Origin of the sequence: Lewinella cohaerens DSM 23179 (assembly GCF_000379805.1) — a bacterium.
Classification (GTDB): domain Bacteria; phylum Bacteroidota; class Bacteroidia; order Chitinophagales; family Saprospiraceae; genus Lewinella; species Lewinella cohaerens.
In genome coordinates, this window is sequence record NZ_KB903559.1 from 22818 (window position 1) to 40394 (window position 17577).

11 protein-coding genes are annotated in these 17577 nt (G+C 46.0%); 5 read left to right on the forward strand and 6 right to left on the reverse strand.

Features of this window, described 5'->3' with window-relative positions:
• Positions 1-102: 102 nt before the first annotated feature.
• The 4 genes from A3EU_RS0120385 to A3EU_RS0120400 all read right to left on the reverse strand — a co-directional run bounded on the left by A3EU_RS0120385 (position 103) and on the right by A3EU_RS0120400 (position 4341).
• Entirely contained in the window at positions 103-984 is an 882-nt protein-coding gene (locus A3EU_RS0120385; protein WP_020538052.1) for a YHYH protein, read from the reverse strand.
• A gap of 306 nt (positions 985-1290) precedes the next feature.
• A complete protein-coding gene (locus tag A3EU_RS0120390) occupies positions 1291-1563 on the reverse strand; it encodes a hypothetical protein (protein WP_020538053.1) in 273 nt (90 codons plus the stop codon).
• 50 nt (positions 1564-1613) lie between these two features.
• Positions 1614-2483, reverse strand: coding sequence for an alpha/beta fold hydrolase (locus A3EU_RS0120395; protein ID WP_020538054.1), 870 nt, complete (start codon positions 2481-2483; stop codon positions 1614-1616).
• 469 nt (positions 2484-2952) lie between these two features.
• Entirely contained in the window at positions 2953-4341 is a 1389-nt protein-coding gene (locus tag A3EU_RS0120400; protein ID WP_020538055.1) for a Gfo/Idh/MocA family protein, read from the reverse strand.
• Positions 4342-4854: 513 nt separating this feature from the next.
• On the opposite strand from A3EU_RS0120400, the gene A3EU_RS31215 reads away from it, so the two are divergent.
• From A3EU_RS31215 to A3EU_RS0120425, 4 genes are all read left to right on the forward strand, one after another.
• Positions 4855-6060, forward strand: a complete 1206-nt coding sequence (locus A3EU_RS31215; protein ID WP_020538057.1) for an alanine racemase — start codon at positions 4855-4857, stop codon at positions 6058-6060.
• A gap of 225 nt (positions 6061-6285) precedes the next feature.
• Complete coding sequence (locus A3EU_RS33120; RefSeq protein WP_169433382.1) at positions 6286-8214, forward strand: sensor histidine kinase; 1929 nt, start codon at positions 6286-6288, stop codon at positions 8212-8214.
• Positions 8214-8963, forward strand: a complete 750-nt coding sequence (locus A3EU_RS0120420; RefSeq protein WP_026211497.1) for a LytR/AlgR family response regulator transcription factor — start codon at positions 8214-8216, stop codon at positions 8961-8963. Before A3EU_RS33120 ends, A3EU_RS0120420 begins: the two co-directional genes overlap by 1 nt.
• A 151-nt stretch (positions 8964-9114) precedes the next feature.
• On the forward strand, positions 9115-11148 hold the full coding sequence (locus A3EU_RS0120425) for a Link domain-containing protein (protein ID WP_020538060.1): 2034 nt from the start codon (positions 9115-9117) through the stop codon (positions 11146-11148).
• A gap of 243 nt (positions 11149-11391) precedes the next feature.
• On the opposite strand, the gene A3EU_RS0120430 is transcribed toward A3EU_RS0120425, so the two are convergent.
• Together A3EU_RS0120430 and A3EU_RS0120435 are read right to left on the reverse strand one after the other, a co-directional pair.
• A complete protein-coding gene (locus tag A3EU_RS0120430) occupies positions 11392-14916 on the reverse strand; it encodes a DEAD/DEAH box helicase (protein WP_020538061.1) in 3525 nt (1174 codons plus the stop codon).
• A 19-nt stretch (positions 14917-14935) separates the two neighbouring features.
• The gene (locus A3EU_RS0120435; protein ID WP_020538062.1) at positions 14936-15295 is read right to left on the reverse strand and encodes a DUF1304 domain-containing protein; all 360 of its coding nucleotides are present in this window, start codon (positions 15293-15295) and stop codon (positions 14936-14938) included.
• Between the two features lie 106 nt (positions 15296-15401).
• Here A3EU_RS0120435 and recG point away from each other — a divergent pair, with 106 nt between their 5' ends.
• Positions 15402-17522 (forward strand): ATP-dependent DNA helicase RecG, encoded by a 2121-nt coding sequence (gene recG, locus A3EU_RS0120440; RefSeq protein ID WP_020538063.1) that lies wholly within the window; start codon positions 15402-15404, stop codon positions 17520-17522.
• The last annotated feature ends 55 nt before the right edge of the window (positions 17523-17577 follow it).

Below are 17577 nucleotides of genomic sequence, written 5' to 3' on the forward strand. Positions count from 1 at the left end.
AAATTGTCAGAGAATCAAATTGAATAGACCTCATACATAAAGATGGTGTATGCGCATGAACGTGATTCATAGCACTTCCCGGTGTGTGAGGTCTATTTTTAATTAAAAAATGGTGTTTGGCGTCCCTTGCAAATCTCCTCCAAACAGTAGAATATAAGAATTGATATAAAACTCATTGATAATGTGATAGTGATAGAACTCTTCTCCATCACTATGCTGAGTTGAGGAAGTGTGTCCTCCTGACTCATCTAAATCAGCGGGATGGTCACCAATAGCATTACATTTTCTGCCGTAAATTAAAAAACCATCGGCCATAATACCCACCAATTGCTCATCATCAAAGGATAATATTGTGTTTTCAGGTACATCAGAAGACTCAATGTGATAATGGTATCCAGATGGACCATTATGCCCCCCTGCATAATCAAATCCTAAAGCTGTAGCTTCATCCAAAGGTCGATTTGGCCCTTCTTCGTCATTGAAAATAGGTGCACCAGTTACAGAAATTCCAATGGCACCCAACCCCGTAGCTGAACTAGAGGTCGCTAATTGTGGATCAAGCGGAAGAGTAACAGTGAAGCTCCCACTGTTAATTCGACCAGGAGTCAGATGGTCACCTACCACCTGCTCGATATGCAAAGGATGTGTATCTTCCCAATAGGGTGATGTGTGATTTGGAAGTCCATTAGATTCTATTGTCACCTCATTTCCATCAAAGGAAAATGTTACTGCTTCAGGATTAAAATCGTCGAACGCAGACAAAGGTGTACCGCTACCACCTGCATCGTTGGTATCAGAATTATCTGTCACGTAGCCATCCGGTTGTTCACATGAGAACTGGCTGACATCTGGATTACCTAATCCATCATCATCTGCATCTTCATACCAAACCGTTTCAATACAAGTTTCTTCATCATCTTTACAGGAAGAAATAGAAAAAACTACTCCTAACAGAAGTAAAATTGAGACTTTTAAATATTCCATTTTATATTTTTTGTTAAGGAAAAAATCATGCCTTTTCTTTTAGACACGTTGTCTTGACAATTTCCTTCGGCCATTGTCTACTTTTCTAAGACAACCTTAGAAGAAAAAGACCTACCTCCAATTATGTTTTTTTTTAACCTTACTAAGGTTCTTGGCGGTTTTTTCGGCATGGAATAGCCTCATGTACACACGGTGATTCAAGCTTTCATGTTGAAGTGAGAATTTCTGGATTGATAGCCATGCTGCAAAAAGCTTATCTCGGGACGTTGTTTGAGGTTATTGAGTAGGAATAAGCATCAACAACCTTTATTTTCCTTCAAAATTTTCCGCCGAAAGGCTTCCTATAATATCATCAATCGTATGCTTCATTTGATCCAACCTGTCCGCCCTATCAAAGCTATAAAAGGCATAAAAATCATTTCCCAATTGGACGATTCTCAAATCGTAGGCTAATTCAACCTCTTCTTCCATATATTTAAACGCCTGAGACGAAAATGATACCTCTCCAACCTCACCTAACTGCAACGCTTCCACATCATACCCATTAAACGACTCGACATACGAGTCAAATTTCAACATGTGCATAGAGCGAAGTGTCTCTTCTTTATCTATTTGAGGTGATCCGTATCTTAGACAAAGGTACCATCCTCCGTAATCATCGCTTCAATCCTGCTATTATCTCCCCTATTCTGAACATGCTTGGAGTCCTCAAGCAGTACCGTTTCCTTTAGCGACGAAAATAACTTCGAAGCTCGCCGAAGCATTTTCTCACCAGGAAACATAATGTCCTTCTTGGCCGCGATCAAGGTGATGGGCGTTTTTATTCCCTTCGCCTCGGCCTTCGTGATCACCGGCACCGGCGTGAAATCCATATCAAAATGGAGAAAAACCTTCGACAGATACTTTATCGCAAATTCATCTCTATCGGTAAACACCTCCGATAGAAATTTTTCTACAAATTTCAGCTTCCCTGTTTTCATATACCTTTTCATTGGTATAAACACCTTAAACAATGCCTTCAGTGGGTTGCCATTTACGATGTAGGCAGGCGCGGCTAAATACACTTCCTTGATTTTATCTTCCTTGTTGATGAGTGTCTTCAAAATCACTAACCCGCCAAAGGAAAACCCTACTAGCGTCACGTTCTCTAATCCTAGCGAGCCTATGATTTCATTCAGCCACTTGCCATACGAATCGTCTTTCATACTTAACCTTGTCTCCGCACTTTTATTAGGCTGCGCAAGAACATCAATGGCAAACACCTGAAATTTAGTCGCTAACTGTGGATATGTTTCCAGGCTAATTGGTGCACAACCATTCGACCCATGTACAATCATCAAAGGTGGATTCGAAGGCGAACCTGTTACGATAATATTCGTCTTTCCGAAACTGGAATCAATGACTTGATACTCATAATCAATATTCAATTCACTGAGCTTCTCATTATAAAGACTAAGGATTTCCTCTTTTCCTGCTGCTGACTTAAAAAGTGATGGCATAATGTTTCTTGTTTTTCTTCTCAACGGTTAATCTGTCTTTGAAAAAGGATGCCTTACCTTCAAGTAATCCCCTATAGCACTACAGCATAAAAGTAATCATCAGGCTTACTCTGCTGGGTCAGGTGGGTGGGACAACCACGCGGTAGTCGCGAGCCTGTCTACCTCTCCGGTGACCAGACGGGCCCGACACAGCCAGGTAGAGCAAATTACGACTTTTCATTCGCAAACTGTCCTTCCAAATATCACTGCACTGGGGATCCGGCGAATAATAAGTTCCCTATTTCAGGCTAGCAATTTTGGTGCAGAGCCCCCTTCTATACTTCGGCAACCCTAAACAAAAAGTAAATGGCACTTTGATATAACACCAATTTGAGGTTGCCCCCCCCTATACCCTATACGAAGTACCTAGTACTGTGAAATTCACCTAGCTCTCCTCCACCTTTAGGGATACAAAAAGGTGAATTTAACATCACTCCACAATCCCCAACGGCACCGTCTCCTTCCAATTCCCACGCGTAAAATCAGGAAAAGCCTGTGGCATCCCATCCTGGGCTACCGATAGCTCACTTAGTGGTGCTACCGCGCTCCAGTAGCAACCTTCGTAAACGTTTTGGTCCAGCGGCAATCCTTTTTGCAGGCACTCTACGATGCGGTACATCATCATACCATCCATGCCGCCGTGGCCACTGTCTTTGGTGGCATGGTTCAGGCGTTTGTACAGTGGGTGATCATATTTTTCATACAGCATTTCCAGCTGCTCGCCCTGCGCCCAGCCGTGGTGGTTGTCAGTCAAGCCCTCTATCCCGCCTTCCAGCGCTACCCTCGTCGGGAAGCCCGCCAAGGTGCCTTTCGTGCCCTGTATCAGGTTATGCCGCGAATAAGGCCGCGGACTCGTCTCGTCCCACTGCACCATCACGGTACGGCCCAGTTCGGTCTTTATAATCGTGGTATTCAGGTCACCTCCTTGGTAATCCAGCTGATTCCACTTGTGGTCAGCGGGGTAGTTTTTTTCGGCGTAAGCCTGCCTGCCCAGCGCAGGCGTCGAGAAGGATACCAGCCGCTTGAAGTTGTCTTCCTGCCGCGCCAGATTCATATACTGCGCTACCGGCCCCAGCCCATGCGTAGGGTACAGATTACCGTTGCGCTTCGCGTAGTGCAGTGTCCGCCACGAGCCCGTCCCGCGTTCTTGCTCCTCCATTTGCCAACGCAATTCGTGGATGTAGGCCGCTTCCGCATGCAACAATTGCCCCACTACGCCCTGCCGACACATATTCAAAAACATCAACTCATCCCGGCTATAATTCACGTTTTCCATCATCATACAATGCTTGCGAGTACGCTCCGACGTGTCCACAATCGCCCACATCTCTTCCAAGGTCACCGCTATCGGTACCTCCACAAAGGCGTGCGCGCCCTGCTCCATCGCTGCTATCGCCATCGGCGCATGGTTGTGCCAGTTGGTCGCAATAAACACCACATCCGGCTTCACCTCCTCCAGCATCACCCTCCAGCGCTCCTCATCACCATGGTAGCCAGCCACGGCTTTATGCCGCTCCCCCGCACCTATCTCATTGGCCACTTTTTGCCATTTTTGCACATTATCTTCATACAAATCACTGATGGCCACCACTTCCGTCCCTTCCAGCGAAGCAAAAAACGTAAGATGGTCACCCCCACGAGCCCCCACACCTATAAACGCCGCCCTAATCATCGCCAAAGGCTCCGCCGCATAACCGCCCATATATTGAGCGTCCGCCAAGCGATCAGAAGCGATTCCTGTACGTCCTTCCAATTGAGTTCCCGCCGCGATAGCCGCAGTTGAGAGTGCAATTTTTTCTAAAAATTTCCTTCTTTGCATGATGTTTGATTTTGCGTTTTCTTTAATACCAGAGTGCTTTCTCCAAGCTTTTGGGGCCTCCCTTCGGGCGCTACGTTACGCAGCTCACTATTCGTTCGGCCCTGGCTAAGGCCAGGTCTGCCCTTCCTTCGTCAGGCCACTACTCCACATCGCTAGGCCAAAAGAGAAACGGCTGCCCCCCCTCTTTCAGGGAAAACTTGCTAGTAGCGTATTCTTAGACACGAAAACACCAAAGCACTAAAATTCACAAAAAAGACTTCCGTGTAATTTTGTACCTCCGTGTCTCTGTGGCTAGTTTAAGCCTACCCCTTCACCACCAGCAGGCAGTTTTCCAAGGTTTAAGATAAGTCTTTGTCCCGAAACCACCTGCTCATAAGTAGTAGTCGAAATCGCAAGCGGGCCATCCAATCGATACTATTTGATGTTTCCCTATAAAACTACAAAAAAGGCAGTCTTGCTTAATAGAAATCGCTAATTTGGCTTGCTTTACAATCATTTTTCACCACCTCCGCAATGGACAACACCATTTCCTTCACTTATTTCACAAAGCTAAACCAAGGCCTCCGTGCTCAAGAAAGAGCTATCCCTTCTTTGTTGATTGATTTGGACAAACTAGATCACAACATTGCCCTTGTCCAGCAACAACTTAAAACCGGGGCCGACCTCCGACTGGTGGTCAAGTCGCTGCCTTCGCCCGATTTATTGCATTACGTGATGGAGCGTACGGGTTCCCGTAAGTTGATGGTATTTCACGAGCCTTTTCTCAGCGATTTGGTCCAATATTTTGATGAATCGGTAGATGTTCTTTTAGGAAAGCCCATGCCGCAGCGTACAGTTCGCTATTTCTACCAGCATTTCCCAACAAACGCCCAATTTGATCCTTATCAGCAAATCCAATGGCTCGCCGACACGCCCAAACGTTTGCAGGAATACGCACTACTGTCCGCAGAGTTGGGCCAAAAGCTACGTATCAACCTGGAAATAGACGTGGGTTTACACCGGGGTGGTCTTGCCACTCCTGTCGACCTAAGAGCAGCCCTACAAATACTCGTCCAGCAGCAAAGTTCGCTGGTACTGAGTGGCCTCATGGGCTATGACCCACAAGTCGTAAAACTCCCACGCTGGCTAAGCTCACCAGCGAAAGCATTGGCCAAGGCTAACCAAATATACCGAGCGTTCATCAGGATTATCAAGGAAGAATTCCCCGCACTTTGGCGGGATGATTTGACGTTCAACGGTGCAGGCAGCCCCACCTTTGGTTTGCACCAAAACGACGATTCTCCTTTAAATGATCTAGCTATTGGTTCCGCTTTCGTCAAACCTACCACATTTGATATTCCTACGCTCGCCGATTTTCAAGCTGCTTGCTGGATAGCTACGCCCGTCTTGAAAAAAATGCAAGGAACGAAGCTGCCGGGCATCGGGCAACTCCCCCATTGGTTAAAGGTTGTCTTTCCCGTTCTAGGGGAATCGTATTTCATCTACGGCGGCTACTGGAAGGCCGATTATTGCTATCCCCCGGATATACGTATTAACCCCTTATTTGGTGCATCGACCAATCAGAGTATGCTCAATGCCTCGGGGCGATACCTGCTAGAGGTGGATGACTTTGTGTTCCTCCGGCCTTGGCAAAGTGAGTTTGTCTTCCTCCAATTTGGCCGCATCCTGACGGTACGAGATGGGGAGGTGTGTGGGGAGTGGGGGTTGTTAAGGCAATAGGTTTATTGTACTTAATTGCCTCATTAAGATAGCTGCTACCAATTTCTTACATATTTTTAGAGACAGAACCGCAAGAGGTTCCCTCCTTAAGTATTGCGCAGTACTCGTTCCCATTTCTGGAGCAAATACCAAAACCCAATCTTATTAAGTATGGCTTCTGATGACAAGTTTTTTTTGCAAGCCTTTTTTATCCAGCTTACCCTACCTAGACAAAAAAACAAAATCTTGCAGATTGTTTGCTGTCTATTGCTTCACCTACCGTTACTTCCGCTTTTTGCTCAGGAAGAATTCATCGACGTCCTAAGTATAAAATCGTTCCAGGATTCTCCGCTAGACTCTTCTTTTGCCTGGATTGAAAACTATCAATATCAAGACAGCAAGACCTATAATCTCAAGGCTCATGAGGTCTGCTTACAAGCTATTAGTAGATCTTACCTTACGAACGATGATGCTACCATCGCGAAGGCGCATCGGCTGCTTAGAGACTGGCATGATGCTACTAAAGTTTTCACGTTTGACTCTATTATCTATCACGACCTAAAAGCAATTGAGTATTATACTAAAATCAATGACCTGGAAGCAGTAGCCCAGCTAAATAATACTTTGGCTATGGATTATTTAGGTAGGAGTGAATTCAAAAAGGGAGAAGAGGCCTTGTTCCGCGCACTAGCTATTTTCGAAACGTTGGGAGACGAAGCGGGAATAGCGAGGGCTTATCAAAGTCTTTCTCTTTTTTCTCTTTATATGCAAGAACCGGAACGATCCATTCAATATGCAGACCAAGCTATGGCTTTATTCAAAAAGGCAGACGATTATATTGCCATGGCAATGACTTATTTGAGATACATAAAAAGTTATACCCTACTTGAGCAATACGACAAGGCCTACCAAGCAGCAACCGCATGTATTGAACTGTGCGAAACCAAAGTCCCCGCTGATGCTTTGGAGCGCGGTTTTTCAGGAAGAGATATAGCCGGCAGAGCTTACTCTTTTCGTGGCAACCTATCTATTGCGACACAGCATTATGAACTTGCTTTGGAAGATTACACCAAAACTTGGAAAATGAGCGTAGAGGACTACGGCGAGGATATATCAGCCGGTTGGCGGGGCGAAATGGGTATCGCCTGTCGGTATTTAGGAAGATACGAGGAAGCCCTGGAACATCTGCTCGCCGCGACTCAATTAATAGAATCATTGGATCAGCAGAGTGCAAACATTATTGATTATTACCAGGAAATTGCAATATGCTATAAGGCATTAGGTAATCATAAAGAAGCATTGGCATACCAGGAAAAAGCAATGGCCCTGAAAGATAAAGTCTACGCCGAAAAGGTAGCTACCCTGGAAAAAGAAACGTTTGCCAAATATGAGACAGGAAAAAAAGATCAGCTCCTTGCTTCTCAGGAAGCGGATTTGGCGCAAAAAGCATATACCCAAAAGCTGACGATTGTTGGAACCAGTGTAATGGCAATGCTACTATTGACCTTATTCTATTTTTTTAGAAAAAATCAGCAAACAAATACCGAACTCAGCATAAAGAACCAGGAAAACGAACTTTTACTGAAAGAAGTCCATCACCGGGTAAAGAACAACCTTGAAATGGTTTCCAGCCTTTTAAAACTTCAGTCGGTCAAGACCAATAATGATGCTGCTAAAGATGTGATGTTGGCCAGTCAAAGCAGGGTTCAGTCGATGGGGATTATCCATCAGAAATTGTATCAAGGCAAAAACCTGGCTGCTATTGAAATGTTGGACTACTTTAAAAACCTTGGCGAAAATAGCTTAGATGCCTTTGGGCTAAATGAGGAGGTAGAAATTATTTACAACATGAACCCTGTAGAGCTGGACATAGACACCGCCGTCCCCATTGGACTGATCGTTAATGAGTTACTAACCAATTCGCTAAAATATGCCTTCCCGGAAGGAGATAAAGGGATCATAACTTTGAGCTTGAAAGAAATCGACAACAAGCAGTTACAACTCGTCGTTGCTGACAATGGCATTGGTAAACCCCAAAACACTGCGCCGAGGGGCACAGGGTTTGGTACGCAGTTGGTTGAATTGCTGACCAGCCAATTACAGGGAACCGCAAAAAGTGACTATCAGCATGGCACACAATGGTCCTTCTATTTGGAGAAAGCAAATCTAAACTAATGGAAAGTCCGATTAAAGTGTTGATCGTTGAAGACGAAATGGTGATTGCCGCCAGGATTTCGGTAGAACTCGACGAACTGGGCTACGAAGTGACGGGCATGGTAAGCAGAGCAGAACAAGCACTTATCCATTGCCAACAAACGCCTCCTGATATCGTACTTTTGGATATCAACCTCAAGGGAGAAATGGATGGGGTGGAGCTGGCACATCTCCTGAATGAAGAGGCAAGCATCCCCATTATATTCCTTACCGCCAATGCTGATGAAGCTACCTTCAATCGAGCAAAAGACACCCTGCCTTATGCCTTTCTGACCAAGCCCTATAAAAAACTAGATTTACAAAGAGCATTGGAGTTGGTAGTGAGTCGACTGAATACCGAGAAAAGTCAAACAAAAACAGAAAAAAGTACAGACCCCTCTTATATTCTCAGCGATCGGATCTTTGTGCGTTATAAGGATCGGATGGTTAAAGTGGTGATTGAAGATATTTTATTTGTAAAAGCGGATGGTAGTTACTGTTTAATCACGACGCCAGATAAAGAATACATCTTAACGGTACCACTAAAAACCCTGGAGGCCAGTCTGCCAGGTAATACTTTTATGCGCACTCATCGTTCTTACGTGGTGAATCTCCATAAAATTGAAGCACTAGACGATAATCAGGAAACACTCAGCATGGGCAGCAACAAGCACATCCCCGTCAGTCGTCGTTTCAAGGCGGAATTACTAAGGCGATTTCGGCTTTTTTAGTGAGGCAACGGATAGTTTACGCCGCTTAGGCGCCAAAACTCACCACTCAGAAAGTATAGCCCACCGCTTAGAGGCTAGCCTGGGTAACCACTGGTGGCGCCCCTTAGTTTTGTAGCGTTCATTTAATTGAAAATTACAAAATCAAGGTACTATGCAAACGAACATCAATCACGCCCCCTATTCTGCGCTGACCCAGCTCATGGTGCTGCTCCCACTATTTTTCCTAGGCAACCTAAATCTTACCGCTCAAGAAGCCTATGCTTTCGAAGATATCTGGCCCGCCGCCAAGGAAGGCTTAGATAATGATTACCCGAACACGCTTATCCTCTGGGACTGGTATGGCCACAATGATTATCCTATGGCCTATATCGAGTTAGCACCTGGTGCTAAGAAAGAGATTCCCAACCTTAATAACCTGAATCCAGCTATGGGGGATAAAGCGCACGCAATGTACGTCCCCAAGGGCTATTACGTAGAGCTATATCAGTCGAAAGGATATCAAGGCAAGAAATATGTATTTACCGAAGGGCTTTACGTTAACCTGTGGCACGCCAAGGACATGGCATCTTCCATAAAAATCATTCCGATGCCTAATTACAATCCAGACAAGGGGCTGGAGAACTGCGCCTACTTCTACGGTTCTAAGGATAACAAAGAATCTGTTTATCAATCGTATGAAGGCTTGAGGTATGGAGAGTACTCCTCCACCCAAGAGCTAAGCGCTGCGGACTCTTATAACTACCTGTTTGTCAAAGGGGATATCCTTGTTTATGTATGGGATGGGCCTGGCTTTAGCGGCAAGAACAACTTCGACAATGGAACGGTATTTTATGACAAAAATGAAGGCCGCGGTACCATTTGGAACCTGAACGATTACGGATTTGGAAAGAATATCAGCTCGGTTAAGGTGTTGGAAACCCAATGGGCTTTGGAGGAAATAGTGATCGATGAAATTGAATCGATGGGGAAAAGCACAAGTGAAACGACAAAACGGCAAGCAGTTGGAGCAAAAGTAACAAGTTCCGGTCCAGTTCCTACTAACACTGCATTAGAGGTCAGCACATCCTATAACCGATCCGTTACCGAAAGCCAAAGCAGTAGTAGTACCGTTGGTCTTACCATCAAGAATTCTTTTGAAACAACACAAAAGATTTTTGCTACTGATGTGAAATATTTACTTGAGATATCTGCAATGATAGAAAGTACAATAACAACAGGGAAGACGGTTACAGAAAATGTTGAGAATGCGTTTAAGACAACAAACTCCGTAGATAGGCCTGCTCATTGTACTGTCGAAATGCAAGTGTTTGCCATACCCCAAACCAAATTCTACAAGCTAACAAAAACATACATTAAGATAGATTCTATCACTGCCGACGGCAAATTAGTGCCGGTACTATTTGATGGAAAGCCTAAAAGAGAAATAGTTGAAAGCAAGCTGACCGTAGAAGACTTTTATGACTTTACGGTTGAAACCAACTATCTGGCCGGTGACCCCGATTGCCCCCATGTAGCATCAGTTGCGCAAAGTAGTGGAGAAACAACAAGCAACAATTCCAATACAAGCGATGCGACAGCTGTCAAAGAAGTGTTATTCCATGCTCAGAATAGCTTATCCCTGGCGGAGGCTCAGGCCATGGCTAAGCAGAACGGCTGGGAACTAGCATCCAGCTCAGAGGTGGAAGCTGCTTTTCAGCAAAAAGCGCTTAACGTTTGGGCTTACGGAAGGATGGCAGACGGGCGATTTGCAGTGCCTGTTCAGCAGGATCAATCCAACTTTAGAAAAGGTCCTAACATTGGTGCTACCGGAGGAAATCAAGGTTTCTTTTACACCACCTCAGCGCCCCCTGTTTCCACCATTACAAGCGACGTTCGAGTAGAGGCAGGGTATGATGATTCCACTAACAACCGTATCACAGTCGTAGAATGTGTCGATAATAACGGAACCCTAGTGGGCTACTTTTTGGACCTAGAAGATGGTACCAACAATTGGATAGAAACAGATACGGAGGGTGAAACCAAGTTCACCTACGAGGAAATTAAAAAAGAGGAGGATGCCATTCATCTATACGACTCGAGCCGTAAAGTAGCTATTTGCCTGGAGCTGAATAGCCAACAAGTCCTTTACAATGACGCTAACAATACGTCGCCATTTTCGATATACACGATTTCTAAAGCGCATTAGCCCAAAATACAAACGACCTTTAGTACATCAAGGTGCTAAGATAAATTTAGTACCATTTTTGAATAGCTGTTCTGCCGAAGGTGGAGCAGCTATTTTCACTTGCGGCAGTAAACAAAGGAGTGCTTTTATGAAATTTCGACTCGAACCATATAAGCTAATTTAAGAACATATAAGCACCTGTTTTAAAACACTTAAATGACCTTAAATTCCTTATATGGTTCAATAGACTAGTACTTGCTATTTTTAATCCAATTTCACCAAATCCCGCAATTCGTCATTAGAATACTCTCCAATCCACTTCTCGCCCGTGGAGACCGTCAGATTGGCGAGTTCTTTCTTTTCTTGCAAAAGCATATTGATCTTTTCTTCAAAAGTATGCTCCGTAATGAAGCGGTGTACCATCACATTTCGCTTTTGGCCAATGCGGTAAGCACGGTCGGTAGCTTGCGCCTCTACGGCGGGGTTCCACCAAAGATCGTAGTGAATGACATTGCTGGCCGCCGTAAGGTTGAGCCCCGTACCGCCCGCTTTGAGCGACAGGATCATGATGCGGGTCGCGCGGTCGTTTTGGAACCGGTCTACCATCTCATCACGCCCTTTACGGGAAACGCCGCCGTGCAGAAAGGGAATGGTGAGGTTAAATTCCGCTTCCAGCATTTCTACCAGCAGGTTCCCCATTTCCTGGTATTGGGTAAAGATGAGCGTCTTCTCTCCATTTTGCTGGATTTCGTGCAGGAGGTTAAACAACATCAGGGCCTTGCCGGAATCCGCAGGAGACGAATCACCTTTTTTCAGAAACTGCCGCGGATGGTTACACACTTGCTTTAGTGCGGTAATTAATTTCAAAACCAAGCCTTTGCGTTCGATGCCATCACTGGTTTCAATGGTTTTCATCGTAGTGTCCACCACATTTTTGTAGAGCGCCGTTTGTACAGGACTAAGCTGGCAAAATTGGTCTTTCTCTACTTTCTCCGGCAGGTCCTTGATGATGGAGCGATCCGATTTCAGTCGCCTCAAAATAAAAGGCGCGGTGACTTTGCGAAACTTCTCCAGCTTCTCACGGTCCCGATCAACTTCGATGGGTTTGGCAAATTCTGCTTTGAAATTTTTTAAACTATTCAAATAGCCTTTATTCGAGAAATCGAAAATACTCCAGTATTCACTCAGTCGGTTTTCTACCGGTGTACCACTCATCGCGATCTTTACGGGTGCTTTGATTTTTTTGATGGCCTTGGTCTGCGAGGTAGTCGGATTTTTGATGTTCTGCGCTTCGTCGATGACCAGTATCAACCACTTTTTCTTTTGCAAAACGGCGGTTTCACTACGAGCTACGCCGTAAGTGGTAATCAATACGTCCGCCTGTTCCAACGGCTCCAAACTCCGATTACTGCCGTGATAAATATGGGTATTTAAACTCGGTGCAAATCGGGCAATTTCTTTTTCCCAATTGGTCAACAAGGTAGTCGGTACAATGACCAACGCCTTTTGCTTCGCCAGTTCTCCGTCCTCTTTCAAGCGCAATAAAACAGCAATGACTTGCAGGGTTTTCCCTAGCCCCATATCATCTGCGATCAGGCTACCAAATCCGATCCGAGTATTTTTGTACATCCACTCGTAGCCACTGAGTTGATAAGGGCGCAATTGGGCCTGTAGGCCTTTGGGCACATCTACCTCTTCCCCTTCCAGCAGGCGTTTCATCAACTGCTGGGTCTTCTGATCCAAAGCTACTTTGGCGCCTTCATAATCTTCCGTGAGTGCTATTTGCAACAACTGATTGCTGTTCAATACGGGTGGGTTTTCCAACTTATTGATCAACGATTTGATCTCATTTTCATCAAAGAAAACATACTGGTCGTTGAGTTTAACGATACCTGAAAGTTGCTTGACCAGCTTTTTAAATTCCGCTATACTTACCTGCTGATCGCCAAGTGCAATTTGCCATTGAAAGGACAGCATTTCCTCTATATTCAACAAGGTACTTTTCGCCACTACTCCCGATTCCTCTTCCGAGGTAACAATCATCGACATCTGCGGCCGAAATAGTTTGCGCAGCGCCTTGGGTAATAACACCTTGATGCCAAACAAACGGATCGTGGGCAGTACTTTGAAGAGCACCTCCACAAAAGCTTCCGCATCAAAAAACAGAGGTTCTTCCCCACGGTTAGCTACCAGTGTATTGATTTGCGGAAAATAATCGGCGAGCATAGCCAAATCGCGCAGTACCTCCATTCGCAAAACCTGGTATTGCTTTTGGGCCAGTATTTTCGGTAGCGGAATCGGTGCACTCAGGCGGGCAGACTGCTTCTGGATGGCAATATTTACCAGAAAACCTTCCCCTTCTTCCTCATCAATTTGAATGACGGGGATAAAATCTTTCTCTACCAGAAAAAACTTATTCAGCCACAGCTGGATAGCCACAGGATACTCCCGGTCTTCGTAAGTGGAGAAGCCCAGCACCGCGCCGTTAAAAAAAAGATGTCCAATCTCGTGTTCCGCAAAACGGCGCTCCAAACGATGGTTTTCCTTGACCAAAGCCCCGATAAAAAAACCGAGCAAAGCCTGTGTATTATCGGCCGCAATAGGTTCGTAAATCGCTTTTCCCTTACGGTAAAACAAAAGGTCTTTGTCTACAATAGAGCGCACCCCTGAGAAGAGACTTTGCACCACAGGATTGAGCAAAGCCGGCAACCACCGAATCTGATACTGCTCGGTATCCGCTACCTGCAGCAACTGCGGTACGTAGGCCGATTGCCGCACCAACTTATGCGCAAACTGGTACAGAAGCACCAGGCTTTTCAATACCGGAGCGCAATTGGTCAAAGCACTCGCTGGCAACTGCCATAGCCAAGTCACCAAGGCAGTTTGTTCATCGAAAACCAATACCGTTTCTCCATCGCTATCGCCCATAGATGCCGTTAGGAAATCACGCGATTCACCGAGCAGGATTTCAATATGCTCAATCCTGTCCATCAAGGCCACTGCTACCTCGTCATCAACATCTTGAAGTGGTTTATTGATGTTTTTTGCGACCGCCGTATAGGCCATCTTCATGATACTCCTAAAATCTCCTCTGGGATAGAAAACCGGATTTTCAGAAAGAATAGTGAGCAAGTCCTCTTTTAGGTCTGGAATGCTGGAAAAGTCCAGTTGCTGATACACTTCATCGAGCCATTCCGTAGCTTGATAGTCGGTATTGAAAGGCTGCTCCAGACTCGTTGTCGACACGATAGTGATTTCCTGCTGCCCTTCGGCAGTGTAACCTACCTCCGCGAGGCTTTGGAAGAGGTCAAAATTATGGAGTTGAAAAACAAGGAACGGATTCTTGTCAATCTCATTTGCGATGAGATAAAGAACGGCAGCCATGTGCTTACAGGGCACAGCCCAATCGGGACAAGAACAACTGCCTTTCAAGTCTTGCCAAGTAGCTGGAAAAAGTTGGATATTTTTTTGGTCGCAAAGTGTCTTCAATTCTGGCGGCAACACCCGATTGAGGAGTCGAGAAAGGTGTAACGGATTGTCTGTAACCAGATCAATCAGTCCTTGTTTTTCTTTAGCAGAAAAGGCAGGAACAGTATAACTAACCTTGTATGGTCGCGGGCGAGAGCCCTGTACCTGGGCCGTGATTTTATTGCCGTTGATAACAATATCACGAGCCAGTCCCTTGTTCGCATAAGTTCGCCCGCGCGGCAATCGGTTGGAGTAATCAATATTGGCAAGCGCATTGAGCCATTGCTGGCCCCACCAGGTATTTCCGTAGGTTTTTCTCACTTCCTTTTAGTTCGGAGTTTTACACCAATATCAACACAATCCCTACCAAAGCCGGAATAGCCTGCACGTAGAGAATCTTCTTGGACGCCGTCATCGCTCCATAGATACCAGCAATAGCCACGCACCCCAGAAAAAACAAGGCTACGTTCGACTGCCAAATTTCATCTTTGATCAATAAAGACCAAATGAGCCCGGCGGCTAGAAAGCCATTGTACAAGCCTTGGTTAGCAGCCATCACCTTGGTTTGAGGAAAGAGTTCCTTCGGAAATTGGCTAAAAACTTTGCGTCCCTTAGTCTCCCAGGCAAACATCTCGAAGTAGAGGATATAGAGGTGAAACAGCGCAATGAGCGCGACAAGGATGATAGTTGGTATAGACATTATTTTGCGGTATTATTCGACCTCAAATTAAAACATTCATTCGGTTTTCTTTTAAAAACCAACCAATTTATTGATAACTTTGCCAACTACCCATTGTTAATATTTCATGCAACCCGGTAAAAGTCAACTGCTACAGCAAGCCATTGAATACCTGAAGGGCGTAGGCCCTGCCCGGGGCGAGCTCCTCCGCAAAGAATTGGCGATCCATACGCTGGGTGACCTGTTGTTTCAGTTTCCTTTTCGTTATGTTGATAAAACCCAGTTTCACCGTATCGGGGAACTGATGCCCGATAGTGGCACTGTACAATTGAAAGGCATCCTCAGACGCCTCACCACGGCGGGTGAAGGCCGCAAAAGCAGGCTCCAAGGCGTGCTTCGTGATGAAAGTGGCAAAATTGACCTCGTCTGGTTCAAAGGTGTCCATTGGTTGCAGAAAAACCTGGTGGNAGGCAAAGAGTACATCATTTACGGCAAGGTCACCGATTTTCGGGGCACACTCAATATGTCGCACCCGGAGATGGAAGCCGCTGATGCGCAAAACGAAAAAGAAGCCGTCTCCTTTGCGCCCGTCTACCCGAGTACGGAAAAGCTCAACACCAAAGGGCTCGACAGCAAAGTACGCGGCCGGATGATGCAGGTACTCTTTGAGAAGCTCAGTCCGGCAGATGTACCAGAGATTCTGCCAGAGTATGTCGTCAAAAAACTGCGCTTGCTTTCTCGTTTTGATGCCCTGAAAGCCATTCACTTCCCCACCAATGCGGAAGAACTAAAAGCGGCACGCAATCGCCTGAAATTCGAAGAACTTTTCCTCTTGCAGTTGCGGTTAATACAACTCAAAAAACGCCGTAAAGGGGCCGTAAAAGGATACGCATTCACAACCATTGGCGACTATTTTAATACCTTTTTCAAAGAAAAACTCCCCTTTGAACTTACCGGTGCCCAAAAGCGGGTACTCCGGGAAATTCGCCAGGATATGGGCCGCCCCATCCAGATGAACAGGCTCTTGCAGGGAGATGTCGGTAGCGGAAAAACCATGGTAGGCCTGATGAGTATGCTGATGGCCATCGACAATGGTTACCAAGCCTGCATGCTCGCCCCGACGGAAATCCTGGCCCAGCAACATTATGACGGCATTCAGGAATACGTGGAAGGTCTGGGACTGAAAGTCGGCTACCTCACGGGCAGTATTCGTGGCAAAAAGCGCAAAGCACTCCTGGAAGAACTCGCCGCCGGAGAAATTCACATCCTTGTGGGTACACACGCCATTCTGGAGCCTCCGGTAATCTTCAAAAACCTAGGGCTAGCCATCACTGATGAGCAGCACCGCTTTGGCGTAAAGCAAAGGGCCAAATTGTGGAAGAAAAACACTCCCTACCCGCCTCACGTGCTCGTGATGACCGCCACGCCCATCCCACGCACCCTGGCCATGACCCTCTACGGTGACCTCGATGTTTCTGTCATCGACGAACTACCGCCAGGACGGAAACCCGTGACAACAGAACACAAAAACGAATACCAACGCCGCCGCGTCATCGGCTTCATGAAAGAACAAATCGCGCTGGGCCGACAGGTTTACGTGGTTTACCCCTTGATTGAAGAAAACGAAAAATTAGACCTCCAAGCCCTGGAAGCAGGCTACGAACAACTGCTCCTTGACTTCCCTATGCCGGAGTTTCAGATCAGCGTCGTTCACGGCCGCATGAAATCTGAAGAAAAGGACTTTGAGATGCAACGCTTCAAGGAAGGTATCACCCAAATCATGGTCGCTACCACCGTGATTGAAGTAGGCGTAAATATCCCCAACGCCAGCGTAATGGTCATCGAAAACACTGAACGCTTCGGCCTTTCGCAGTTGCATCAACTTAGAGGCCGAGTAGGTCGTGGAGCGGATCAATCTTACTGCTTGCTCTTATCGAGCTTCAAACTCAGTAAAGAAGGCAAAGAACGCATTGCGACCATGGTACGTACCAATAACGGTTTCGAAATTGCCGAAGCCGACCTCAAGCTCCGCGGCCCTGGCAACATAGAAGGCACCCAGCAAAGCGGCATCCTCAACCTACGCATCGCCGACCTCGCTCAAGATGGTCGCATCCTCCAAACCGCCCGCGAAATTGCCCACCGCATCCTCGATGATGACCCCAAACTGGAAAAGGAGCATCATCGTCCGCTAGGCGCACATCTAGAACAGCATTACAAGCATCTGAAAGGCTGGGCGCGGATATCGTAAGGTAAAGATTGCCTTTGTTTATGGTGTAAGGGTTGGAAAAGTGTAAACGTTCGCA